The sequence below is a fragment of the Rosettibacter sp. KY25 genome (genome assembly GCF_057554405.1).
Map to the genome: position 1 here is coordinate 26,648 of NZ_BAAJAO010000010.1, position 24,344 is coordinate 50,991.

Annotated in this window: 23 protein-coding genes; 16 read left to right on the plus strand and 7 right to left on the minus strand. The window is 29.8% G+C overall.

Annotation, left to right across the window (positions count from 1 at the left end; translation table 11 throughout):
- Nucleotides 1–32: 32 nt before the first annotated feature.
- Complete coding sequence (locus AC27L2_RS07665; protein ID WP_487211147.1) at nt 33–422, plus strand: PqqD family protein; 390 nt, start codon at nt 33–35, stop codon at nt 420–422.
- Entirely contained in the window at nt 407–1,876 is a 1,470-nt protein-coding gene (locus tag AC27L2_RS07670) for an aminoacyl-histidine dipeptidase (RefSeq protein WP_487211148.1), read from the plus strand. Before AC27L2_RS07665 ends, AC27L2_RS07670 begins: the two co-directional genes overlap by 16 nt.
- A gap of 115 nt (nt 1,877–1,991) precedes the next feature.
- Here the strand turns inward: AC27L2_RS07670 and mazG are convergent, their stop codons facing one another.
- Nucleotides 1,992–2,753, minus strand: coding sequence for a nucleoside triphosphate pyrophosphohydrolase (gene mazG / locus AC27L2_RS07675; protein WP_487211150.1), 762 nt, complete (start codon nt 2,751–2,753; stop codon nt 1,992–1,994).
- A gap of 122 nt (nt 2,754–2,875) precedes the next feature.
- On the opposite strand from mazG, the gene AC27L2_RS07680 reads away from it, so the two are divergent.
- The 5 genes from AC27L2_RS07680 to argS all read left to right on the plus strand — a co-directional run bounded on the left by AC27L2_RS07680 (nt 2,876) and on the right by argS (nt 6,531).
- Nucleotides 2,876–3,334, plus strand: a complete 459-nt coding sequence (locus AC27L2_RS07680; RefSeq protein WP_487211151.1) for a RidA family protein — start codon at nt 2,876–2,878, stop codon at nt 3,332–3,334.
- A 117-nt stretch (nt 3,335–3,451) separates the two neighbouring features.
- The gene (locus AC27L2_RS07685) at nt 3,452–3,940 is read left to right on the plus strand and encodes a hypothetical protein (protein WP_487211152.1); all 489 of its coding nucleotides are present in this window, start codon (nt 3,452–3,454) and stop codon (nt 3,938–3,940) included.
- Between the two features lie 130 nt (nt 3,941–4,070).
- Nucleotides 4,071–4,481, plus strand: a complete 411-nt coding sequence (locus AC27L2_RS07690) for a LytR C-terminal domain-containing protein (protein ID WP_487211153.1) — start codon at nt 4,071–4,073, stop codon at nt 4,479–4,481.
- A gap of 7 nt (nt 4,482–4,488) precedes the next feature.
- Nucleotides 4,489–4,902, plus strand: coding sequence for a ribosome silencing factor (rsfS, locus tag AC27L2_RS07695; RefSeq protein ID WP_487211154.1), 414 nt, complete (start codon nt 4,489–4,491; stop codon nt 4,900–4,902).
- Nucleotides 4,903–6,531, plus strand: a complete 1,629-nt coding sequence (argS, locus tag AC27L2_RS07700) for an arginine--tRNA ligase (RefSeq protein ID WP_487211155.1) — start codon at nt 4,903–4,905, stop codon at nt 6,529–6,531.
- Here the strand turns inward: argS and AC27L2_RS07705 are convergent, their stop codons facing one another.
- Genes AC27L2_RS07705 through surE form a run of 3 tightly spaced genes read right to left on the minus strand, consistent with a single transcriptional unit; the run spans nt 6,532 to nt 10,160 of the window.
- Nucleotides 6,532–7,215, minus strand: a complete 684-nt coding sequence (locus AC27L2_RS07705) for a ComF family protein (protein ID WP_487211156.1) — start codon at nt 7,213–7,215, stop codon at nt 6,532–6,534.
- A gap of 29 nt (nt 7,216–7,244) precedes the next feature.
- Nucleotides 7,245–9,374 (minus strand): hypothetical protein, encoded by a 2,130-nt coding sequence (locus tag AC27L2_RS07710; RefSeq protein WP_487211157.1) that lies wholly within the window; start codon nt 9,372–9,374, stop codon nt 7,245–7,247.
- A 3-nt stretch (nt 9,375–9,377) separates the two neighbouring features.
- Nucleotides 9,378–10,160 carry a 5'/3'-nucleotidase SurE gene (gene surE, locus AC27L2_RS07715; protein WP_487211158.1) on the minus strand — a complete coding sequence of 261 codons (783 nt, stop codon included), beginning with the start codon at nt 10,158–10,160 and terminating at the stop codon, nt 9,378–9,380.
- Between the two features lie 165 nt (nt 10,161–10,325).
- On the opposite strand from surE, the gene AC27L2_RS07720 reads away from it, so the two are divergent.
- The 8 genes from AC27L2_RS07720 (at nt 10,326) to AC27L2_RS07755 (ending at nt 17,854) form a co-directional block, all read left to right on the plus strand.
- Complete coding sequence (locus AC27L2_RS07720; protein WP_487211160.1) at nt 10,326–11,165, plus strand: hypothetical protein; 840 nt, start codon at nt 10,326–10,328, stop codon at nt 11,163–11,165.
- Nucleotides 11,166–11,189: 24 nt separating this feature from the next.
- Nucleotides 11,190–12,368, plus strand: coding sequence for an exodeoxyribonuclease VII large subunit (xseA, locus tag AC27L2_RS07725; protein ID WP_487211161.1), 1,179 nt, complete (start codon nt 11,190–11,192; stop codon nt 12,366–12,368).
- Complete coding sequence (locus AC27L2_RS07730; protein ID WP_487211162.1) at nt 12,361–12,600, plus strand: exodeoxyribonuclease VII small subunit; 240 nt, start codon at nt 12,361–12,363, stop codon at nt 12,598–12,600. The genes xseA and AC27L2_RS07730 overlap by 8 nt, the downstream gene beginning before the upstream one ends.
- Nucleotides 12,597–14,516, plus strand: a complete 1,920-nt coding sequence (gene dxs, locus AC27L2_RS07735) for a 1-deoxy-D-xylulose-5-phosphate synthase (protein WP_487211163.1) — start codon at nt 12,597–12,599, stop codon at nt 14,514–14,516. Before AC27L2_RS07730 ends, dxs begins: the two co-directional genes overlap by 4 nt.
- On the plus strand, nt 14,516–15,514 hold the full coding sequence (locus AC27L2_RS07740; protein WP_487211164.1) for a Gfo/Idh/MocA family protein: 999 nt from the start codon (nt 14,516–14,518) through the stop codon (nt 15,512–15,514). The genes dxs and AC27L2_RS07740 overlap by 1 nt, the downstream gene beginning before the upstream one ends.
- Nucleotides 15,515–15,516: 2 nt before the next feature.
- Entirely contained in the window at nt 15,517–16,203 is a 687-nt protein-coding gene (locus AC27L2_RS07745) for a response regulator transcription factor (protein WP_487211165.1), read from the plus strand.
- A gap of 154 nt (nt 16,204–16,357) precedes the next feature.
- Nucleotides 16,358–17,230, plus strand: a complete 873-nt coding sequence (locus tag AC27L2_RS07750) for a sensor histidine kinase (protein WP_487211166.1) — start codon at nt 16,358–16,360, stop codon at nt 17,228–17,230.
- An 18-nt stretch (nt 17,231–17,248) separates the two neighbouring features.
- Nucleotides 17,249–17,854 carry a YdeI/OmpD-associated family protein gene (locus AC27L2_RS07755; protein ID WP_487211167.1) on the plus strand — a complete coding sequence of 202 codons (606 nt, stop codon included), beginning with the start codon at nt 17,249–17,251 and terminating at the stop codon, nt 17,852–17,854.
- Here the strand turns inward: AC27L2_RS07755 and AC27L2_RS07760 are convergent, their stop codons facing one another.
- From AC27L2_RS07760 to AC27L2_RS07770, 3 genes are all read right to left on the minus strand, one after another.
- On the minus strand, nt 17,855–20,131 hold the full coding sequence (locus AC27L2_RS07760; protein ID WP_487211168.1) for a TonB-dependent receptor: 2,277 nt from the start codon (nt 20,129–20,131) through the stop codon (nt 17,855–17,857).
- A 128-nt stretch (nt 20,132–20,259) separates the two neighbouring features.
- A complete protein-coding gene (locus AC27L2_RS07765) occupies nt 20,260–20,463 on the minus strand; it encodes a PGPGW domain-containing protein (RefSeq protein ID WP_487211169.1) in 204 nt (67 codons plus the stop codon).
- Between the two features lie 35 nt (nt 20,464–20,498).
- Nucleotides 20,499–22,604 carry a prolyl oligopeptidase family serine peptidase gene (locus tag AC27L2_RS07770; RefSeq protein WP_487211170.1) on the minus strand — a complete coding sequence of 702 codons (2,106 nt, stop codon included), beginning with the start codon at nt 22,602–22,604 and terminating at the stop codon, nt 20,499–20,501.
- 389 nt (nt 22,605–22,993) lie between these two features.
- Here AC27L2_RS07770 and AC27L2_RS07775 point away from each other — a divergent pair, with 389 nt between their 5' ends.
- The gene (locus tag AC27L2_RS07775; RefSeq protein ID WP_487211171.1) at nt 22,994–24,280 is read left to right on the plus strand and encodes a Glu/Leu/Phe/Val family dehydrogenase; all 1,287 of its coding nucleotides are present in this window, start codon (nt 22,994–22,996) and stop codon (nt 24,278–24,280) included.
- The last annotated feature ends 64 nt before the right edge of the window (nt 24,281–24,344 follow it).

Below are 24,344 nucleotides of genomic sequence, written 5' to 3' on the forward strand. Positions count from 1 at the left end.
AGTATAAGATTAAATCACAATAACAAATTAATATGAATTTTTTTGAACGAAGAAAAAAACTGAAAAAAGCAAATTACCTTGAGCTTACTCCAGTTCATTTAATGAAATATCATGCTGATGAAAACAATTTGGTAACTATTCAGATTCCTAAATTTACCAGTCAATTTAGTATGAAATACATCATGCCGAAATTGAAGAATCCATACATAAAACTAAAACTTGATGAATTAGGCTCTGCTGCGTGGCTTGAAATTGATGGGAAAAAGAGAGTATCAGAGATTGCAGAAAATCTCTCAAAAAAATACGGTTCCAAAATCCAACCTGTTGAAGAAAGATTAACAAAATTTTTAACACAATTATATGAACAAAGATTAATCACATTTGAAGAAATTAAAGGAGAAAAATTATGGGAGAAATATTAGGTCATTTAAAACCATCTCTTCTATGGAATCATTTTGAAGAAATTTGCAAGCGTCCGCATCCTTCCAGAAAAGAAGAGAAAGTTGCTGAATATGTAATTTCAGTGGCTAAAAAGAATGGCTTGAAATTTAGAAAAGATGAATTTGGAAATATTGTAATAAGTAAAAATGCAACACCTGGAAAAGAAAATTTAATTCCAGTTGTACTTCAAGGACATCTTGATATGGTTGCAGAGAAAAATGCTGATGTTAAGCATGATTTTGATAAAGACCCAATTCAGCCTTACATTGATGGTGATTGGGTTAAAGCAAAAGGGACAACACTTGGTTCTGATAACGGAATTGGAGTTGCAGCAGCTCTTGCAGTTCTCGAATCGAACGACATCGAACATGGGCCGCTTGAAGCTTTGTTTACTCTGGATGAAGAAACAGGATTGAATGGAGCACAAGCTCTAAAACCAAATTTTCTTAATGCAAAAATTTTAATTAATCTGGATTCAGAAGAAGAAGGTGATTTATATATTGGTTGTGCAGGTGGACAAACAACAACTGCAAAATTTATTTTCAAACCTTCTGAAATTCCAGCAAATACTTCTTCACTTGAAATAAAAATTACTGGATTGAAAGGTGGACATTCAGGATTGGACATCAATACAGGAAGAGGTAATGCAATAAAATTGATGGCTCGTTTACTTCATGAATTAAATTATAAATTTGGTTTAAGATTAGTAAGTATAAACGGCGGCAGCAAACATAATGCAATTCCCCGTGAATGTTTTTCTATTATCAGAATTTCTAAGAAAGTATTAAATGATGTTATTAGTTACATTGAAAATTATAATAATATTGTTAGAAGTGAACTGTCAACTGTTGAACCTAATTTGAATGTTACGGTATCAGAAATAAAAAACCGCTCAAAAGTTATGGATAAAGCTTCTGCAGTAAACTTGATTAATTCATTATATGGAATTCAAAATGGTGTAATTAAGATGAGTGCAGATATAGATGGACTTGTTGAAACATCATCAAACTTAGCAGTGGTAAAAACTAAAGGCAAAACTGTTGAAGTAATTACAAGCCAAAGAAGTTCAGTAGAAACTGAGAAACATGATATATCAAATGCAATCTCATCAGTATTCAATTTAGCCAAAGCAGAAGTTCATCAAAAGGACAGTTATCCAGGCTGGAAGCCGGATGTAAATTCTCAAATTCTTCAAATAATGAAAAATGTTTACAAAAATTTATATGGAACCGAACCGCATGTGAAAGCAATTCATGCAGGACTTGAATGTGGAATCATTAAAGAAAAGTTTCCAGAAATGGATATGATTTCATTTGGGCCAACAATAATCGGTGCTCATTCTCCTGATGAAAGAGTTCAAATAAGCACTGTTGAAAAATTCTGGAATACATTAGTTAATGTATTAAAAAACATACCAGAGCAATCAACAACTTAAATTAAATTTGATTACTAAAAAAATTCAAAAGCAGAGAGCAGAAATTTTATATGCTCTCTGCTTATGTTTAATGTGTTTTCATTAATTAATTATCAAAGAAACCGAATAAAATAAATTACAATATTGTTTTGCTTTCTTCCCAGAATTTATCCATCTCTTCAAGTGAAGAATCTGTTAAATTTTTTCCGCTTTCTTTTATTTTATTTTCAACATAATTGAATCTTGCAATAAATTTTTCGTTTGTTATTCTCAACGCATTTTCTGGGTTAATTCCGAGAAATCTTGCATAGTTTGTAAGTGCAAAGAAAACATCTCCAAGCTCCTCTTCTAATTTTTTATGATTACCACTCTTTTCGCATTCATGCATCTCATTTATTTCTTCAATTACTTTTTTCCATACATCTTCTTTATTGCTCCAATCAAAACCAATTTTAGAAGCTTTTTCTTGCAACCTATATGCTCTTGCAAGTCCTGGTAAATTTTTTGGAACTCCTTCGAGAATTGATTCTCTTCCTTCAGATAATTTAATTTCTTCCCAGTTCTTTACTATATCTTCAGTGCCGTTTACTTTAACATCGCCAAAAACATGTGGATGACGGCGAATAAGTTTTTCTCTAATTGTATCAATTACATCATTGATATTAAAATGATTTTCTTCTTCTGCAATCACTGAATGAAAAAGAATGTGAAGAAGTAAATCTCCAAGTTCAGTTTTAATTTCTTTATAATTTTTTTCATCAATTGCCTCGATAAGTTCGTAAGTTTCTTCAATCGTAGCAGCCTTTATAGAGTCGTGCGTTTGTTCTCTATCCCATGGACATTCTTTTCTTAATCTTTTCATAATATTATATAATTCTTCGAATTTTTCACCTGTCATATTATTGCCTTTTTTTGTTGCAAAGATAAGTAATGAGTTAGATAAAAAGCTAACTCAAAAATTTTGAATAAATCAAAAAAATATTTTCAATATATTTGCATTAAAATTAAGGAGGAGTAAAAATGTATGAACAAAAAATTCGAGAAATATTAGGTTACGATTTACCTAATGCACCAAAACCATTAGCAGCTTATGTTCCAGCAAATCAAATTGGTGATTTAGTGTATACATCGGGGCAGCTTCCAATTAAAAATGGGAAATTAATTGCCGAAGGGAAAGTTGGTTATGAAGTAAGCGAAGAAAAAGCTATGGAATGTGCTCAGCTTTGTGCTGTAAATTGTCTTAGCGCAATTAAATCTTTAATTGGCAGTCTTGATAGAATTGAACAAATTGTTAAGTTGACAGTATTTGTAAATTCAAGAATAGGATATTCATCTCAGCCGAAAGTTGCTAATGGTGCATCGGAATTTTTAGTTAATGTTTTTGGAGAAAAAGGAAAACATGCAAGAAGTGCGGTCGGTGTAAGCGATTTGCCATTAAATGCACCTGTAGAAATTGAAATGGTTGTGCGCATTAAATAATCTGTTGACTGTTATATGACTTGAAACTTTATAAAAGTTATGATAAAATTGCTATAGCGATTAACAAAGAAACAAAAATTTTGATTCATTGTTAAAAGCCAAAAAATGGAGCCTGCAATGAAAAAATTAATTTTAGTTTTAGTGGTTTTTGCAACTACATTGAATGCCCAGTTCAAAGATCAACCAAGTAATTATGATATAAAGAGCGGTATCATTAAAAATTATTCATCAAGTTTATTTAAGTTTTTTAATTCAGATAATTTTCGAATGAACCATACATTCGATATTTCTTATCAAACTTTTGGAGCAGCAGGCAGTTTAGCTTTGACTACTTATACTAACAGCATGTTTTTTAAGATAAATGACCAGCTGAATATTCAGGCAGATATAAGCCTTGTTAATTCTCCTTATAATTCATTCGGAAAAGAATTCTCGAATAAAATCAATGGATTATATTTGAGCCGCGCACAAATAAATTATAAACCTTCTGAAAACATGTCAATTATGTTTCAGTATCGAAATATTCCTTCTTATTATTATCCTTACGGTTATTATTCACAATTTTATTACAGAGATTTGTTTGAGCGTTTTGAGTATGATAAATAGAGATAGAATTTTATTAAATTTAGGATTGATATTTTGATTTAATTTAGACACACAGCAATTGGAAAAAAATAATTCGAAAAAATCATCAAAAAAGAATTTAGATTTAAAATCTTCCTCAATAAATCTATTCTTGAACATTACCAATTTCTTTCTACTTGCAATTATAATTTTTATGGTCTATTCGCTTTATATTAAAATTTCAGATGCAAAAACCAATTCATACAAAGATGAACAGTTACCTTCAGAAATTATTCAAGTAGAAGTATTGAATGGATGCAATGTTGCTGGCGTTGCAGACAGATTTACAGATTTTCTTAGAAACAACGGCTTTGATGTTGTTAATATTGGCAATTACATTAATAATGACATTGATGAAACAATAGTTATTGATAGAACAGGCAATAAAGCTAATGCTTATAAAGTTGCAGAAGTTTTAGGAGTTAAAAGAGATAATGTTATTCAACAGCTTAACGAAAATTATTTTCTTGATGTTTCAATTGTAATTGGAAAAGATTATTATAACTTAAAACCATTAAAATGAGGTAAGTGTGGATTCATTAAAATTTGCTAAACAAATAGCTCAATTGATATTAAACAAGAAAGGCTACGACATAAAAATTCTTGACATCCGTAAAATTTCTACTATCTCAGATTTTTTTGTTATTTGTTCTGCTGAGGTGGATAAACAAGTTAAAGCTATTGCTGATGAAGTAGAAGAGAAATTGAATTTGAAAGGTATTAAATGTTTTAACAGAGAAGGCTATGAAACATTAAACTGGGTTATATTGGATTATTTTGATGTTATTGTTCACATCTTTCGAACTGAAGCAAGAAATTATTATAACCTTGAGAAACTCTGGGGCGATGCACCAGTTATTCCTGTTGAAGATGAAGAAGAACCAAAACCAAAACTCACAACAAGAAAATCTCAAAATTCATCAAAAAAGAAAACGGAGAAATAATTGAAAAATTATTTATATAACATTTTTAGTGAACTTTCAGAAAAGCTGAATTATCTAAAAAATGTCGATTTAATATTTACTGTTCCTAATCAACAGACACATGGTGATTATTCAACAAATATTGCAATGTTGCTGGCAAAATCATTAAAGAAAAATCCAAAAGAAATTGCAAATGAAATTATTTCTAATCTGGACTATGATAAATCTATTATCGAAAAAATAGAAATTGCAGGACCAGGTTTTATAAATTTTTATTTCACAAAAGAATATGTAACCAACGTAATAAAAGAGATAATCGAAAAATCAGATAACTATGGCAAATCGAATAAATATTCAGGCAAAGTTGCACAAGTAGAATTTGTATCCGCAAATCCAACTGGACCATTAACAGTCGGGCACGGAAGAAATGCTGTAACAGGAGATACTGTTGCTAATTTACTCGAATGGATTGGTTATAAAGTTGAGAGAGAATACTACTTCAATAATGCCGGCAGACAAATGCGGATTCTTGGAGATTCCGTTCGTTTGAGATATCTTGAATTGCTTGGTCATAATATTGAATTCCCTGAAGAATATTATCAAGGCGATTATATTAAAGATATTGCTAAAAAACTTTATGATGAATATGGAGATAAATTAATTAATGAAAATCCAGAAGGCATTTTTAAGCAAAGAGCCGAAAAAGAAATTTTTGATGACATTAATAAAACTTTGAGCAGGCTTAATATTCATTTTGATAATTATTATAACGAAAATAGTTTGTATGAAAATGGAAGAATCAATAAACTTCTGCAGACATTTGAAGAAAAAAATTTGTCTTATAAAAAAGATGATGCTGTTTGGCTGAAACTTTCTGAACTGGGTAATGAAAAAGATAAAGTTATTGTCAAATCAACAGGTGAACCTACATATAGACTACCTGATATTGCATATCATATTACAAAATTTGAAAGAGGTTATGATTTAATAGTTGATTTATTTGGTTCAGACCATAATGCAACTTATCCTGATGTTTTAGCTGGACTTAAAGCTCTTGGTTATGATATCAGCAAAGTAAAAGTATTGATTCATCAATTTGTTACTATCATGCAAAATGGTGAAGTTGTTAAAATGTCAACCCGCAAAGCAAATTATGTAACACTCGATGAATTAATTGATGAAGTAGGAAGTGATGTTGTAAGATACTTTTTTAATATGCGAAGCATTTCAAGTCATTTGAATTTTGATATTGGACTTGCCAAGAAACAATCTGATGAAAATCCAGTTTTTTATTTGCAGTATGCTCATGCAAGAATTTCTTCAATACTAAGAATGACAAAAGATGAAAATCTGAATTTGTCATTAGAAAATCTTAAACTGCTCACAAAAGATGAAGAACAAAATCTCTTGAAGAAATTATATGAATTCCCCGATGAAGTGTTGTTGAGTGCAGAAAATTTTGAGCCGCACAGAATTTGTGTTTACCTTGAAGAATTAGCATCATTATTTCATAAATTTTATACAGAGTGCAGAATAATTGGTAGCCCAAAAGATTTAGCAGAAGCAAGAATAGCATTGATTGTTGCTGTTCAAACAGTAATAAGGAATGGATTGAAAATTCTAGGGGTTTCTGCTCCAGAGAAAATGTAATTAACCTGCTAAGGCAATAGATAAGGCATAAACTTTTGCTGCCCCATTTTCTATCAACACTTTTCCGCATTCGGAAATTGTTGCTCCAGTTGTAATTACATCATCAACAAGCAGAAATGTTTTATTTCTTATTAGCTTATTCTTTTTAGAAGTAAATGCCCCGCTTACATTTGCTTTTCTTTCTTCTAAATTTAGTTCTGTTTGTGACTGCGTATATCTGATTCTTTTTAAGATTGATGTCTCTACAGAAATTTTAACTACTCTACTGATTCCTCTTGAAATATAATATGATTGATTATAACCTCTTTCAGCTTTTTTTAGATGATAAAGTGGAACAGGAATTAAATAATCTGGTTTCCAACTTAAAATTTCATTGCAAAAATTTTCCCCTGCAAGTTCACCCAAGTAAATTCCTGCTTTGATGTTCCCGTTGTATTTTAAGTCATGAATTAATGATTGTAATGCTTTATCTTTTTCAAAAATGTAAAGTGAAAGAAAATCTGTTATAATATTTTCTTCTTCAAATTTCCGTTTGTATTCCTGAGATAATAAATCTTTGTTTGTTTTTTGGATTGATAATAGACAATTAATACAGATAAATTTTTCATTCTCTTTTAATTTAATTCCGCATGCTGTGCAAATTCTTGGGAAGAAAAAATCTAAAATTTCTTTTATGAACTTCATTTGAAAAGTTTATTTGTAAAATGATTCTCTTAAATCATTCCATATCTTTTTCTGATAAACCATTCAATTGAAAATAATATTAAAATTATAATCAGCAGCCATTTGTCTGTTCGTAAGTTTATTTCAGAAGAAATAGTTTTTTCTTTTGTTGATGAATTAAGAATTTGGTTTAATGACTTTTTTAATTTATCAATTTCTTGCAAATGATAAAAATATCCTTTCGATGCATAAGCTAATTGTTTTAAGAAATTTACATCCATTTGTGTATTTAATTTTTCAATTTCTGAATCAACAACAGAAAATCTTCCACGATTACTTTTTAATTTTATTCCATCATATTCTGCTGATGCTTCATAGGTATAATCTCCTTTAGCATTGAATTCAAGTGTTGATTGGAATAATCCGTCTCTAACTTTCTCTAATATCAAATTATATTTTTGGTTTTCATTAAAAACTGTCAAATTAATTTTTGCTGAATCAACAGGAGTAAATGTATTGTCATATAACTCAGCAATGAAATCAATTGATTCACCAGCAGAAAATATCTTTTTATTTGTTCGTACAAGAAATTGGTTTTGTCTTTCAGCTGTATTAAGCCATTTAGTTATATTGTTTATAAAATTAGAAAAGAAATAAGGATTTTTTTCAGCTTTTAATAACTGCCATCTCCATATATTTCCAGCTAAAATTGCAAATGATTTTTGTCTTCCAATATTCATTGAAATAATCAGTGGAATATTGGATGAAATGTTTTTTACAATTCCTTTGACAATTACTTCACTGCCAGGTTTGGGTATCAATTCAGATGTTGATTTCGTAAGAGGAGGTAAATTATCCCATTCATTTTCTTCAAAAGATTTTGAAAAGATTGACTTAATTGAACTGCTGAAAATACTTGGTGTAATTTCAATAAAACTGTTCGAAATGTTGTTAATAGAAAAAGGGAGTAATTTTTCATAAGCAGTTAATTGATGCAAATCGGTATTGTAAGAAATAATTATCAAGAAAGGTTTATTATCTTTTTCAATTTTTGAAAATACTCGCTGAACAAGTTCTGGTGATGTATTTATTGACGGGAAATCTATTAATACTAAAACATCTGCACTGTCAATTTTATTGAAATTGTTGTTCCAAATTTTAGTTTGTGTTATTTGTACAATTTTTATCACATCAATATTTTCATTACTTTCAAGTGCTTTCGATAACGCTGATAAATCTGGGGAAGGACTGCCAGCAATTAAAACAGCTTTAATTTTGTCTTTTAATACATTTATAAAAAATGTTTTTTTATTATTAAAAAAATTATCCTCATCTTTAAACGAAGAGATTAACAAGCTTAATTTTATTTCACCATAATTTTTAGGTGTGTAATCAAATTTAACTTTGTTAAAACCTGTTTCACTGAGTTTAATGTTTTTTGTTTCAATTAACTTATCTTCTTCAAACAAGGATACATTAATAGTGTTGTTATCAAATCCTTTTTGTGTTATTAATGCTTCAATTTCTGTTTTTTTATTTGCATAAATGAATTGATTATAAAGCACCTCCTGCACAGCAACATCTTTTTTAACAGAACTATCTCCAATTCCAACAGTAAAGATTGGGAAGTTTAATTTTTCTGCTTCATAAATTGGATTACTGCCATCAGTTATTATTCCATCACTTATTATAACAGCAGCTGCAATATTATCATCAGAATTTTTTAATAATGATATTAACTTATCAAAGTTTGTAAGCGGTTCGTTGTACTTAATTTTATTTAACGAATCAACTGCTAAAGGTTTGGGAGAGATTCCAAAAGTAAAAATATTAAAATTCTTCTTTTGGTCAGATGTTAATATTTTTATTGCCTCAATATTATTAGAAATTCTTTGGATGCTATCTTTAACTGCGATTGATTTTGAATTATCTGTAAAAAGAAAAATTTTGGGTTCAATAATTTTTTTGTAACTGATTGTAAGAACAGGTTCAAAAATTAATGCCAGTAAAAGTATTATAGAAATACTTCTTATAATTACTAAAAATGTTTTTATAAAGGTTGATACTTTTGGGATTGTATATTTATAAATAAAATATGAATAAAATATTAGCAGAATTATTCCAGCAATTAAATAGAAAAAATTAATTTCTGCAGTTATATGAAAGCTGTTAGCAGGCATTTATCAACCTTTATCTATAATTTCCATTAGATTTTCTATTTCCCAGCTCTTCATTGAATTGTAAGTTTTATAGTCTGTCAAATCAAAATGTATTGGTGATACTGAAACATAATTATTTTTAATTGCAAATTGGTCTGTATTTAAGTCATTGTCTGTTTCAATTAAATTTCCTGTAAGCCAATAATATTTTTTACCATAAGGGTCAATTCTTTCTTCATAAATATCATCCCATTTCGATTTTCCCTGACGAGTTAGTTTAATTCCTGCAATTTGATTTTCTGGTAAGTCGGGAACATTTACATTAAGTAAAGTTCCGTTTGGCAATCCATTTTTCATAACTAATAATGAAAGAGCTTTTGATATTTTAGCAGCGAATTGAAAATTTTTTGCTGCGTGACTTGTTACAGATACAGCAATTGAAGGAACATCCATGATAGCTGCTTCTCTTGCAGCGGAAACAGTCCCTGAATAAATTATATTAATTGCAGTATTAGAACCATTATTAATTCCAGAAATTACAATGTCGGGTTTAGTTTTCATTATGTTTCGAATTCCAATTTTTACGCAGTCTGCTGGAGTTCCTTCAACTGCATAACCAAAAAATTCTCCATCTTTGAAATATTCTGTTACTCTTAATGGAATTTTCATTGTAATGGCATGACCGACTGCACTTTGTTCTGTTCGTGGAGCAACTACAGTAACTTCTCCAATTTTTTTCATTTCATCAGCAAGAGCTGATATCCCGGTGGAATCAATTCCATCATCATTTGTAATTAATATTTTCACAATTCACCTGTTGTTTTGATTGAATAATTAGCTAAATATTTTTTAAATAAAATAAATTTTATAAAAGTAAATATACTTAAAAGCTGAATTAACAAAGAACTTAAAATTAGTTATAAAACTTTGTTCTAAATATCTTAATTTTGCCTTGAAAAAATTATGATAAATATGAGGCACAAAATTATTTTATTCTTTCTGGTTTTAACTGCATTTTCAATACAAGCTCAAATAGATTCAACTTCAAGCGGAAACATTGACATATTTGTTATTGATTCTTACATAACACCTGAACCGCCGTATAAATTTACTTTGTCATTTTATACCAGCGACAGCTGCACTTCAAAATTAATTTTTGATAACAAAAAAGAATTTGTTGTATCAGATAAATTGAATGAGAATCATAAAATTGAAGTTGACCTTGACGGCATTATCAGCAATAAGAATTCAATCCAATTTAGAATTTTAGTATACGATAAAAATAATGTAGAATCTAAAAGTCAATTATATGATTTAGATGTTCCCCAGAATATTATTTATGCTTACAAAAAAAATGTGAACTTATTTCAGGTGTGTTGTTTTGGAGGAATAATTTTTGGCTTACCTTCACCAACTTATATTTCTAAAAACAATAAAGATTATTTTGGTTTAACAAAAGAAATTCCAGTCTTTTCTTTTTATAAAGGAAGTTTTAATTATCCATTTGGTTATATTGGTTTAGAATATGCATATGTTTTTAACACAGATAGAAAAAATTTTTTGAGAGCAGGATATAAGCAGATTATTCAAATGAGCTTTATAAAATATATTTCTGCTGGATTGAACTATTTTACTGATTTAAAAGGTTACAATGGAATAAGTCCAGAATTATCATTGGGATTGTTCCAGATACAAAATGTTTTTACAGCTTTTATACGATACAGATATAATTTTCAGCCGGACAGAGGTGGAACAGATTTTCATGAAATCTCTATAGGATTATATTCTAATTTCTTTTCAATTAATTTTTAGAAAAATTTAATCGCATTAATTTACATGCAAGAAACAATTTTATCTGTAAGTGAAATAACAAATCTTATAAAAGTTACGCTTGAAGAAAGTTATTCTGAAGTAAATGTAATTGGTGAAATATCTAATTTTAAAGCTCATGTATCGGGTCACTGGTATTTCACATTGAAAGATGCAAATGCTCAAATCAGCTGCACAATGTGGCGAGGTTTGAACAATTACGTCTTTTTCACTCCACAGGATGGAATGAAAGTAATTGTAAGCGGAAAAATAACTGTATATCCACCAAGAGGCAGTTATCAAATTGATGTTCGTTCGATGAAACCTGCTGGTATTGGAGAACTTCAGGCTGCATTTGAAAAACTAAAACAAAAGCTTGCAGCTGAAGGTTTGTTTGATGTTGAACATAAAAAGCCAATTCCAAAATTTCCTAAGAAAATTGGAATTGTAACAGCAATCGATGGTGCAGCATTTCAGGATATGAAAAGTATAGCTGCAAGAAGATATCCTCTTGTTGAGTTAGTTATAGCTCCATGCCGTGTTCAAGGAGAAGGTGCAGCACAGGAAATTGTAGAAAGCATAAAGTTACTCAATCAATTTGATGATATTGATACAATTATTGTTGGACGCGGCGGCGGTTCTCTTGAAGATTTATGGCCCTTTAATGAAGAAATTGTTGCTCGTGCTATTTTCAATTCAAAAATTCCAATCATTAGTGCTGTGGGACATGAAATTGATTTTACAATCGCAGATTTTGTTGCAGACTTAAGAGCTCCTACACCTTCAGCTGCAATGGAACTTGCAACTCCAAACATTGATGAACTTTTTGCCTTTATAAATGATTTTTCCTATTATTTCACAGAAAATATGCTTGGAATTATTGAAGATTACAGGTATGAGGTTAATCAATTAATTTCTTCTTATGGTTTTCGTCTGCCTCAGGATAATATTAAAAATAAGATTCAATTTTTAGACAGCACTATTTTTAAATTTCAGACTTTGATTGATAGTAAACTTATGTCAGAAAGAAATAATCTTGAATTGCTTAACAGCAAAATTCAATCTTTCGATGTGGAAAAAATATTAAAGAGGGGATTTGTTATTATTAAGCAGGATCAAAAAATTATTCATCGATTAAAAGAATTATCAATTCAAAAACCTGTTCAATTAAAATTTTATGATGGAGAAATAAAAATAAATGAGTAAAAAGAAAGAAAATACATTTGAAGATTCGCTAAAAAGACTTCAAGAAATCTCAGAAATTCTTGAGAGAGGCGAAGTTAGTCTTGAAGAATCTATCAAACTTTACGAAGAAGGAATTAATCTAGCAAAGTTTTGCTATACAACTTTGAAAGAAGCAGAACTCAAAGTAACTGAACTTAAAAAACAATTTGAAGCAGATTTAAAAAATAATTTTCAAAATGGGACCGAATTATGATTGACCAATCTCAATACAAAATTCTTTTTAATGTTAATTCCCCAGCTGATATAAAAAATCTTTCACTTGAAGAATTGAAATTGCTCTGTTATGAAATTAGACAATATATGATAGATGTAATTTCTCAAGTTGGTGGACACTTCGGTGGAGGACTTGGAGCAGTGGAATTAACAGTTGCTTTGCATAAAGTTTTTAATACTCCTTATGACCAGATTGTATGGGACACAGGTCATCAGGCTTATCCTCATAAAATTATTACTGGCAGAAGAGATTTATTGAAAACAATCAGACAACTTAATGGAATAAGTGGATTTCTAAAAAGAAGTGAAAGTGAATATGATGCATTTGGTGCTGGACATGCTTCAACTTCGATTTCTGCAGCATTAGGTATTGCTGTTGCAAGAGATATTTTGAATACTGATAAAAAAGTAATTGCCGTAATTGGTGATGGTGCAATGACCGGTGGAATGGCTTATGAAGCTATGAACAACTCTGGTTTGATTAAAAGTGATTTGATTGTTGTTCTCAATGATAATCAAATGTCAATTGCACCAAATAAATGGCAAATATCTAATTATTTTACAGAAGTTATTACTCATCCAGAATTCAATAAATTAAAAGGAGCAATTTGGGACTTAACAGGTAAACTCGACCAATTTGGAGATAGAATAAGAAAAGCTGCTGTAAGAATTGAGCATGGAATAAAAGCTATTGTTACACCTGGAATGTTGTTCGAAGCTCTTGGATTTAGATATTTTGGGCCACTTAATGGTCATAACATTTCTCAATTAATAAAAATATTTGAACATGTAAAAAATCTTAAGGGACCAATTCTTGTTCATGTTCTGACAGAAAAGGGAAAAGGATATGCCCCTGCAGAAAAACATGATCAGCGATTACATGCTGCAATCCCATTTGATAAGATAACTGGCGAAACAGTTAAAAAATCTGTTGCAGTTCCATCTTACACTGAAATATTTGGAAAAACTCTTGTTGAAATTGCAAAACAAAATCCCGATGTTGTTGGCATAACAGCAGCTATGCCAGATGGAACAGGATTGGATTATTTACAAAAAGAATTTCCCCATAGATATTTTGATGTGGGAATTGCTGAAGAACATGCTGTAACTTTTGCAGCAGGACTTGCAACTCAAGGCATAATTCCTGTTGTTGCAATTTATTCAACTTTTTTGCAAAGAGCATTTGACCAAATAATTCATGATGTTGCTTTACAAAATCTTCATGTTGTATTTGTACTAGATAGAGCAGGATTGGTTGGTGCTGATGGTCCAACTCACCACGGAGCTTTTGATTTGTCTTATCTTCGATTAATTCCAAACATGGTTATAATGGCTCCTAAAGATGAAGCTGAATTAAGAAATATGTTGTTTACAGCAATAAATTATAAAAAAGGTCCAATCGCAATTCGTTATCCTCGAGGTAATGCACTTGGTGTAACAATTAAGAATGAATTTGAAGAATTGGAAATTGGTAAGAGCGAAACTATTCAGCATGGAAACGATATTGCTCTTCTTGCAGTTGGAATTATGGTTGAATATGCAAAGAAAGCTTCTCAAATTTTGAATGAACATGGAGTAAATTCAGAAATAATAAATATGAGATTTATTAAACCTCTTGATAAAGATAAACTTGATGAAATTGCAAATCGTTTTGATAAAATTGTTACACTCGAAGAAAATACTTTGACAGGAGGATTTGGATCTGGTGTGCTTGAATATTTTGCAGAAAAAAATTACAAGAATGATATTTTAAGAATAGGTTTGCCTGATAAATTTATTGAACATGGAACTCAGCAGCAATTACATCAACTGCTTGGCATTGACCCTGAAGGAATAGCAAATCAAGTATTAAAGTTTATCAATAAAAAAGCAATCAAAAATGGAATTGTAGCCTGATGGAAAAAGTACGAACTGGAATTATTGGACTTGGCAGCATTGCACAACTTGTGCATCTCCCAATTTTATCAAAACTTGAAAATGCAGAACTTGCAGCATTATGCGAAATAAATAAGAATAGATTGAAAACTATTGGAGAAAAGTATCCATCTGCAAAGAAATATCAAGATTATAAAGAAATGATTGCTAATGAAAATCTTGACGCTGTTGTTATTGCTACACCGACTTCTACTCATGCAGATATTGCACTTCATTGTTTGAAATCAAATGTAAATGTTTTAATTGAAAAGCCAATAGCAATCAATTATGAAGAAGCAAAAGAAATAAATAACACTGCTAAAAAGCATAAAAAAATTGCTATGGTAGGAATGAATTTGAGATTCAGGCCAGATGCGATGTTAATGAAAAGCATAATTAACAGCGGCGAATTAGGAGATTTATTTTATATAAAATGCAGCTGGTTAAGAAAAAAAAGCAGTGCACAAAAATGGTTTGTAAATAAAAAACAATCAGGCGGCGGTGTGGTTATTGACCTTGGTATTGTTCTTCTCGATTTGGCTTTGTGGATGTTCAATAATGATAAAATTGATTCTGTTTCTGTTCAAACTTTCAATCATACTTTGAAAGATATTGAGGAATCGGCAATAGGTATTATTCGATTTGAAAATGGTCAGATTATTGCTTTTGAAGTAAGCTGGGAACTTCATTCAGAAACCGACAGCTTTAATATGGCTATTCATGGAACAAAAGGAACTGCACATTTAAATCCGCTTAGAGTTTATAAAAGAATTGAATCAACTAACATTGATTATACTCCATCAAAAACAAATATCACAAATCTTTTTAGAAAATCTTATGAAAATGAAATAAAACATTTTATTGCATCTGTGAGAGAAAATATACAACCGATATCATCAAGTGAGGAATCATTAATTAGAATGAAATTACTTGATACAATTTATAAATCAGCAAAATCAGGCAAAGAAATTAAAATATAATTATGGCAAAAATATTACTGGTAGACGACGAAAAAGACATAATCGAATTTCTTCAATACAATCTCGAAGCAGAAGGCTTTGAAGTAATTCCAGCTTACAATGGAATGGAGGCATTATCAAAACTTTCTGAAAATCCTGATTTAATTGTTCTTGATATCATGATGCCAAAACTTGATGGATACGAAACTTGCAAAAGAATTAGAAGTAATGAAAATCACAAACATACGCCAATTATTTTTTTGACTGCTAAATCATCCGAGATTGATGAAATACATGGATTAAATATTGGAGCAGATGATTTTATTCAAAAACCAATTTCTCCCAAAAAACTAATAGCAAGAATTAAATCAAATCTTAGAAAAACAGAAATTGCAAAAAAAGATGAGAGCATTAAAAGTGAAATTATAATTGGACCAATAAAAATTAATAGAGATGAATACACAGTTTTTGTTGATGATAAAAAAATAATTCTACCAAGAAAAGAATTTGAAATACTTGCTTACCTTGCTTCGAATCCGGGAAAAGTTTTTGACAGAGAAAAAATTTTATCTGACATATGGGGGAACGATATTATTGTGGTTGAAAGAACGATTGATGTTCATATCAGAAAAATTCGTGAGAAACTTGGCAAACATGCAGATTTAATAGAAACAGTAAAAGGAGTTGGTTATAAATTCAAAAATATTTAAAAAAACTTATCGCTTTTTAATTAGTGTTTCTGATTACTTAATTCCTTTCATAATTTTTTATTCCCTGTTTTTATTAACTCTTTTTATTTCTAATCTGAATAAATCTCAGTTTATTTTATTATCTGTTTTTACATTTCTATTGAGTTTTATGCTGATGGTATATTTAGCAAGAAAGAGAATGAAAGAAAATGAAGTTATAATTAAAACAATCAATGATATCAGAAGGAATCAATATTTATCGCCTGAAGAAATTCATTTACCAAAAAATTTATCTGAACTTGAAGATGAAATTCGTAAGATGTTCTTGAAAGCAAGGAATGATATAAATCATTTAAAGAAATTAGAACGCATCAGGACAGAATTTTTAGGAAATGTTTCTCATGAATTAAGAACACCAATTTTTGCTATTCAGGGTTATATCGAAACATTGCTTGACGGCGCAATTGATGATAAGAAAGTCAATAGAACATTTTTACAAAAAGCTAATCAACATGTAATCAATCTTAACAATTTATTGAACGACTTAATTGATATTTCGATGATTGAATCAAAACAAATGAAAATGAGTCTAAGATATTTCAAAGCTGCGCCATTTCTTGAAAATATTGTAAGTGAAATGAAGCAATATGCAGAAAAGAAAAATCTTGAATTAATATTGCATCCTGTAAATCAAAATCTTGAGATATTTGGTGATAAAGAAAGATTAAAACAAGTAATGAATAATTTAATTACCAATGCAATAAAATATACTGAGGTTGGCAAAGTAGAAATCGGGGTTGAAGAATTTGAAAAAGAAGTTAGAATTTTTGTAAGAGATACAGGAATTGGAATCGACGAGAAAGATTTAAATCGGATATTCGAAAGATTTTATAGAGTAGATAAAAACCGTTCTCGTGAAATGGGTGGTACAGGATTAGGATTGGCTATTGTTAAACACATTGTAGAAGCACACAATTCCAAAGTAGAAGTAAAGAGTGAATTGGGAAAGGGAAGCGAGTTCTCATTTTTTATTAAAAAATTTTTATAAAAATATACTGAGGTTAATATGGTAAAAATAAATTCAATAGAAGAATATATTATAAAATATCCTACATGGGTAAAAGCTTTTAATTTATTATATGAAATAACAACGAAAATTGGATTAACAGCAGCAATTAAGTGGGGTGTTCCAGTTTTTTCATATAATAATAAGAATGTGGCTGGTTTTGCTGTTTTTAAAAATTATTCTGCTATATGGTTTTATCAAGGAGCTTTATTAAATGATAAGTATAAGAAATTGATAAATGCTCAAGAGGACAAAACAAAAGTGTTGCGACAATGGAGATTCAAAACCCCCGATGAAATAATTGAGAATAAAAAAATAATAGTTGATTATTTAACAGAATCTATTAATAACTTTAATCAAGGTAAAATTATTAAGAAGGAGAAATCTAAAGAACTTGTTATTCCTGAAGAGTTAAAAAATGTTTTCAGAAAAAATAAAAAGTTGTACAATGCTTTTCAGGATTTATCTCTGTCATGTAAAAGAGAGTATATTGATTACATTGCAGAAGCAAAAAAGCAAGAAACAAAACTCCAAAGAATTGAAAAAATAATTCCAATGATTTTAAAGAAGGAAGATTTGTATAAAAAATACAAGACCAAGAAATAACTAAAACTCAAGTGATATACCCACAGATGGGAGTATACCTATTGAAGTAGTTTCGTCTACCGATTTTGTTTTTTGATCCCATCTTATCCCGCTTAAGTTTCTTCTGTTGTATACATTTTGAATATCGATGTAAGTAATAAGTACCCAGCTGTTAACTAACCATCTTTTATCAACTCTTAAGTCTAAAGAATGAAAAGATTTTAATCTTCTTGAATTATAATGAGAAACACTTTGTAAACCGTTTTCATCATATGGGGTATATGGTCTTCCTGAGCCATATCTAAATTTCATGCTTAATTCCCAGAACATATTAAATCTATATCCACCAGCAATATTTATTATCCAGTTCTGGTCATAACTACTGCTTCTTTTGATACCATCTAAAGCAATAAAATCCGATTTTGAATAAGTCAAGCTGAAAATTCCATATAAAGGAATCTCGGAAATTTTTTTCTGTATCGATAGCTCTAATCCCTTTGCAGTACCTTTGCCTGCACTGATTAAGGGGTCAAGTCCGAATGATGAAAAATTATCATCACTTCCTGAAAATCCAGCCCCAGTGTTTGCTAAAACAAGATATTTTCGTAATTCACTTGCAGGGTAATCAATATAGTTTTTAAGAAAAGCTTCTAATTTCAATTCTGTGTCTTCCCTTAGCAAATAATTAATTCCAAATACATATTGGTTAGTTTTAATTGCAGTTAAATTTTTATTTTGATTATTTGAAATTAGCCAAATGTAAGATGGAAATTGTCTGTAGATTCCTACGCTAAAATTAAAGCTAAAAATATCATTGAAGAAATATGATGCAGAAAATCTAGGACTGAGGTAATTTTTTTTGTTTATGCCATTAAAATAATCATATCGTAAACCTAAATTAGTTGATAATTGTGGTGATAATAGAAAATTGAAATTTATGTATGTTCCATATTTGATAAAATTATTTATTTGATTGATAGATAATGATGGTAAAAATTCACCAAAAGTAGTTTTGAATGATGGGAAATACACATCAGAGTTGAATTCTATGAATTTAGTTACAGCCCCAAAATTCATTTCAATTTTTTTTGAAAATTTATGAACAACATCAAGTTGAAAATTATTTTCTTCTTCTCTGGAAATGTTTTTGAATATTGGTTGCAACAAGGTATCTTTTTGCATATAATCAAAGTCAGTAAAATTTCTATAATATTTGAGATTCATAAAACCGTTACTAAAAACTCTACGATATGACAAGCCAGCTAAATATTGTGTTTGATTGCTTCCTAAAATTCTTGAATTATTTGATATTTTTTCTTGATTATCATTAAAAAATTTTGTTTTGTCAAATGCACCGATAAATAGAAAGTTGATTGAATTAACATTGTCAATTTTATAATCAAATTTTGTTAAAACATCATAATATTCGGGAACAAATGAAAATCCAGCAGCTTTGAAAATGAAATCTAAATAACTTCTTCTTGCAGAAATTATAAAAGATGAATTGTTATTTGTTGGTCCTTCAAAGTTTAAGCCAAACTGTGTAGCAGAAATTGTTGCTTTTCCTTTTAATTTACTATCATTTCCTTCGCGTAAAGTTATATTTAGAGTAGATGAGATTTTATCACCATACATTACAGAGAATCCACCTGTAGAAAAATTAACTTCACTGACAAAATCAAGGTTTATGTAACTTATTGGTCCACCTGTAGAACCTTGCGTGCCAAAATGATTAATATTTGGTATTTCAAAACCATTAACAACATATAAATTTTCAGAAGGAGCTCCACCACGAACTATTAAGTCGTTTCTTCCAGCATCTGCTTGAGATATTCCAGGTAAAACCGATAAAGCTCTGATTACATCTTCAAATCCACCTGGGCTTCTTCTTAATTCTTCGTTTGATAATTTTCTTAAGCTCACAGGTTCAATTATATTTTTATCAAAATAATTTGCTTGAACAACAACATTTTCAAGTTCTATTGTTTCAGGGATAAGTTCAAAATTAACTTGAGTTGATGAATTGGGCTTAACTATGATATCAGTTTTAACAACAGACTTATAGCCTATAATTGATGCTTTTATTCTATAAATATTAGGAGGAACATTTTTAATAATGAATTTTCCTTCTAAATCTGTAGATGCTCCTATATTAGTTTCTAATATAATAACATTTGCTAATGGTAAAGGTAATCTTGTATTAGCTTCTACAACATATCCTTTAATTTCACCATAATTTTGTGGTAACACTTCTATTGGTATTAATAATAGTTGTATAAATAAAATTGCTTTTCTCATACTTATCTCATTTTAATGAATTACATATAATAACCGAATTCCGAGTTTTAAAGTTTCATTAAAGATACATAGAAGAAATGGCTTTTAAGGTAAGTTCTTTTATGTCTATTATTGGATCCAGAATTACTTTATTTACTAAATATTTTTTTCAATATTCCCTTTATTTTTTCATGCATTCTTTTTGCCCATTGATATTCTGTTCCAAGCATCCCTAATCCTGCAGGTATAATTAAATAAGCTGGACCTGGCACAATTATCATTATAATTCCAATTATTAATAAAATACTTCCAACAATGCTAATTATTATCTTCCTTATTTTTCTTTTCCTCATAGCATTATATTTGTTTGATGAAGAAAGTTTATTGATTAATAATTTGGAATTATTCCAAGATTATAAAACATAAATGACCATAAATCCGTATAGAGATCAATTGATTTTGATGTGCTTGTGCCTGCACCATGTCCAACTTTAGTTTCAATGCGAATTAAAGTTGGATTTTCCCCTGTATTTTTTTCTTGAAGAGTTGCAATATATTTAAATGAATGAGCAGGAAATACACGGTCATCATGGTCTGCAGTTGTAACAAGTGTGGCTGGATATTCTGCATTTTTTATGTTATGTAGAGGAGAATATTTCAATAAGTATTCAAATTGTTCTGGGTTATCGCTTGAACCATATTCCGAAACCCAAGCCCATCCAATTGTGAATTTATGAAAACGAAGCATGTCCATTACACCAACCATAGGGAATGCAACTTTGAATAATTCAGGTCTTTGATTAATTACTGCACCAATTAGTAAACCTCCATTCGAAGCTCCTTGTATAGCAAGTTTGTTTGGTGAAGTGTATTTATTTTTTATTAACCATTCTGCAGCTGCAATAAAATCATCAAAAACATTTTGCTTATTAGATAACATTCCTGCTTTGTGCCATTCTTCGCCATATTCATTTCCTCCACGTAAGCAAGCCAGTGCAAAGACAAAATTGTTTTCTAAAAGAGGAATTCTTGGAATTGAAAATGTTGGCTGCTGTGATATATTAAATCCTCCGTATGCATAAAGCAATGTTGGATTATTTCCATTTAGTTTTAATCCTTTTTTGTGCACAATAAATAATGGAATTTTTGTCCCATCTTTACTTTCATAAAATATCTGCTTCGTTTCGTAATCTTCCATATTAAATTTTATATTAGATTTTTTGAAGAGAGTAGATTTATTGTTTTGAACATCATATCTATAAATTGTTGGAGGATAAGTAAAAGATGTAAATGTGTAGAATGTTTCCGTATCTTTATTTTTTCCGGAAAAACCAAAAACTGTTCCTAATGTTGGAAGTTTAATGTCATAAAGATAATTCCCATCTTCAGTAAAAACAGAGACTTTGCTGCTTGCATCCTGCAAATATGTTACGATTAATTTTCCTCCGATTCGAGAAACATTTTGAATAACATTTTTTGACTCAGGGATAATTGTTTTCCAGTTTTCTTTTGAGGGATTTTTTAGGTCAATTAAAATCAACTTGTTATTTGGAGCTTGATAATTTGTAAGCACCAAAAATTTGTCGTCTATATTATCAATGAAAGTATATTCAGCATCAAAACTATCGATTAATTTAACAATTGAAGAATTATTGGAAAGATTTTTATACCATAATAAATTGTATGATGATGAACCTTCAGAAACAGAAATTATTAAATATTTTTCATCATCTGTTACATTTACTCCAAATAATCTTTTAGGATTTTCTTTGTCTTCGAGTATTAATTCATCCTGAGTTTGAGGTGTTCCTACTTTATGATAATAGACTTTCTGAAATTGATTTGATTGTTTCAGTTCTTCGCCTGATTTTGGTTCATTATACTTAGCATAAAAGAAACCATCTTTATACCATGCATTGCCAGAAAATTTTGACCACATAATTTTATCGTCAAGTAATTTTTTTGTAGATAATTCCATTACATAAAACTCACGCCAATCAGAACCGCCTCTTGAAATCCCATAGCTTAAATATTTATTATCATTAGAAAAAAAGATTCCTGAAAGTGAAACAGAACCATCTGTTGAAAATTTATTTGGGTCAATTAAAACTTCTGGTTCACCATTAATTCCTTTTTGAATGTAGTAAACATTTTGTTCTTGCAAGCCATCATTTTTTGAAAATACATAATAATCTCCCACTTTGAATGGTGCACTGTATCTTTCATAGTTCCACAATTCAGTTAATCTTTTCTTGATTTTTTCTCTGAAAGGTATGTTTGCTAAGTAACTGTTCGTTAATTTATTCTGTGCTTCAACCCATTCTTTTGTTTCTACAGAATTCAAATCCTCAAGCCAGCGGTATGGGTCTTCAATCTTCACTCCATGATATTCGTCAATATGATTTATCTTTTTTGTTTTTGGATACTCTAAATTCTGAGCTTCCAGATAAAATGCGAAAGAGAAACAGAACATTAATAGAAAAATTCTTTTCATATTATTCTCCAAAGTTTGATATACAGGAGATTATTTGATTACAAAATAGAATTCATTTGGAAAAAATCCAAACTAAGAAATGACTTAAATAAAGTCATCATGTCCATAAATTTTTTTTAATTAAAAAATTTTTTTCTCTTTGAGAAAAATTAGGTATTTAAAAAAGTTCTCGATAATAATTAAGAAATAAAATTACATGACATAACTTTCTTAAAATATTTTTCTATTCGTTCTTAAAAATAGAAGTTAATAAACAAAGCCAACAATTTTTATTCATTTTGCTTTATGATATTCTCTCTCTATTTTTCGTTCATAAGAAAAATAAAATAAGTCATCATCTTAATAATTGATGATGGCAGATAAATTCAATAAAAAATTTTGAGGATATTATGAAATCAAAAGAGTTTAATCCATTTGAAATGGCACAAGCACAATTCGACAAAGTAGCCGACATGTTAAATCTTGACGAGGCTACACGCCAGCTGCTAAGATATCCATTACGAGAATATCACTTCAGTATTCCTGTAAAAATGGATGATGGAACAACAAAAATATTTAGAGGATTCAGAGTTCAGCACAATGATGCACGTGGTCCTTCAAAAGGCGGCATTCGATTTCACCCACATGAAACAATTGATACCGTGCGTGCATTAGCAATGTGGATGACATGGAAATGTGCAGTAGTTAATATTCCACTTGGAGGAGGGAAAGGAGGAGTAATTTGCGACCCTCATCATTTAAGCATGAAAGAACAAGAGCAAATTTGCCGCGGCTGGGTTCGACAAATGGCTAAAAATGTTGGTCCAGTTAATGATGTTCCAGCTCCAGATGTTATGACCAATGCACAACACATGCTCTGGATGCTTGATGAATATGAAGCTATCTATGGCGGTAAGTATCCAGGATTTATAACTGGTAAACCAGTTGGAATGGGTGGTTCATTAGGTAGAACAGAAGCTACAGGATATGGAGTTATTTTTACTTTGAGAGAAGCTCTAAAAGAAATGGGAATTAAGATTGAAGACACTACAATGTCGGTTCAGGGTTTTGGTAATGTTGCTCAATATGCAATAGAGTTATATACTAAATTGGGGGGAAAAGTAATTACTGTTGCAAGCTGGGATGAACAAGACCAATGTTCATACACTTTTAGAAAAAAAGATGGAATAGATAAAGAAGAGCTTTTGAAAATTACAGATAAATTTGGAGGAATTGATAAAACCAAAGCTAAGGATTTAGGATATGAAGTTTTAAATGGTGATGAATGGATTACACAGGATGTTGATATACTTCTTCCTGCCGCTCTTGAAAATCAGATACATGCTGATAATGTTACTAAGATAAGCAATAAAGTTAGAATTATTGTCGAAGGGGCAAATGGTCCAACAACTCCTGAAGCAGATAAAGTTATTCAAGAAAGAGGAATTTTCTTGATACCTGATTTTCTTGCCAATGCTGGCGGTGTTACCTGCAGTTATTTTGAACAGGTTCAGTCTAATATGAATTACTACTGGGAACGTGACGAAGTACTGAGCAAATTAGATGTTAAAATGACTTCTGCATATTTATCAGTAAGCGAACTCGCACGAAAGAAAAATTTATACATGCGTGATGCAGCTTATATAATAGCTGTAAGTCGAGTTGCTCAAGCATGCAAAGACAGAGGTTGGGTATAAACTTATTTCCTTATTCATGGAATGGACATTTACCTAATGTCCATTCCTGATATTTTTTTATTAA

Excerpts from the sequence above, each read along its gene's own strand:
- AC27L2_RS07665 (WP_487211147.1), top strand. The coding sequence starts at position 33 with ATGAATTTTTTTGAACGAAGAAAAAAACTGAAAAAAGCAAATTACCTT.
- AC27L2_RS07670 (WP_487211148.1), top strand. The coding sequence starts at position 407 with ATGGGAGAAATATTAGGTCATTTAAAACCATCTCTTCTATGGAATCAT.
- mazG (WP_487211150.1), bottom strand. The coding sequence starts at position 2,753 with ATGACAGGTGAAAAATTCGAAGAATTATATAATATTATGAAAAGATTA.
- AC27L2_RS07680 (WP_487211151.1), top strand. The coding sequence starts at position 2,876 with ATGTATGAACAAAAAATTCGAGAAATATTAGGTTACGATTTACCTAAT.
- AC27L2_RS07685 (WP_487211152.1), top strand. The coding sequence starts at position 3,452 with ATGAAAAAATTAATTTTAGTTTTAGTGGTTTTTGCAACTACATTGAAT.
- AC27L2_RS07705 (WP_487211156.1), bottom strand. The coding sequence starts at position 7,215 with ATGAAGTTCATAAAAGAAATTTTAGATTTTTTCTTCCCAAGAATTTGC.
- AC27L2_RS07710 (WP_487211157.1), bottom strand. The coding sequence starts at position 9,374 with ATGCCTGCTAACAGCTTTCATATAACTGCAGAAATTAATTTTTTCTAT.
- AC27L2_RS07720 (WP_487211160.1), top strand. The coding sequence starts at position 10,326 with ATGAGGCACAAAATTATTTTATTCTTTCTGGTTTTAACTGCATTTTCA.
- xseA (WP_487211161.1), top strand. The coding sequence starts at position 11,190 with ATGCAAGAAACAATTTTATCTGTAAGTGAAATAACAAATCTTATAAAA.
- AC27L2_RS07730 (WP_487211162.1), top strand. The coding sequence starts at position 12,361 with ATGAGTAAAAAGAAAGAAAATACATTTGAAGATTCGCTAAAAAGACTT.
- dxs (WP_487211163.1), top strand. The coding sequence starts at position 12,597 with ATGATTGACCAATCTCAATACAAAATTCTTTTTAATGTTAATTCCCCA.
- AC27L2_RS07740 (WP_487211164.1), top strand. The coding sequence starts at position 14,516 with ATGGAAAAAGTACGAACTGGAATTATTGGACTTGGCAGCATTGCACAA.
- AC27L2_RS07745 (WP_487211165.1), top strand. The coding sequence starts at position 15,517 with ATGGCAAAAATATTACTGGTAGACGACGAAAAAGACATAATCGAATTT.
- AC27L2_RS07750 (WP_487211166.1), top strand. The coding sequence starts at position 16,358 with ATGGTATATTTAGCAAGAAAGAGAATGAAAGAAAATGAAGTTATAATT.
- AC27L2_RS07755 (WP_487211167.1), top strand. The coding sequence starts at position 17,249 with ATGGTAAAAATAAATTCAATAGAAGAATATATTATAAAATATCCTACA.
- AC27L2_RS07760 (WP_487211168.1), bottom strand. The coding sequence starts at position 20,131 with ATGAGAAAAGCAATTTTATTTATACAACTATTATTAATACCAATAGAA.
- AC27L2_RS07765 (WP_487211169.1), bottom strand. The coding sequence starts at position 20,463 with ATGAGGAAAAGAAAAATAAGGAAGATAATAATTAGCATTGTTGGAAGT.
- AC27L2_RS07770 (WP_487211170.1), bottom strand. The coding sequence starts at position 22,604 with ATGAAAAGAATTTTTCTATTAATGTTCTGTTTCTCTTTCGCATTTTAT.
- AC27L2_RS07775 (WP_487211171.1), top strand. The coding sequence starts at position 22,994 with ATGAAATCAAAAGAGTTTAATCCATTTGAAATGGCACAAGCACAATTC.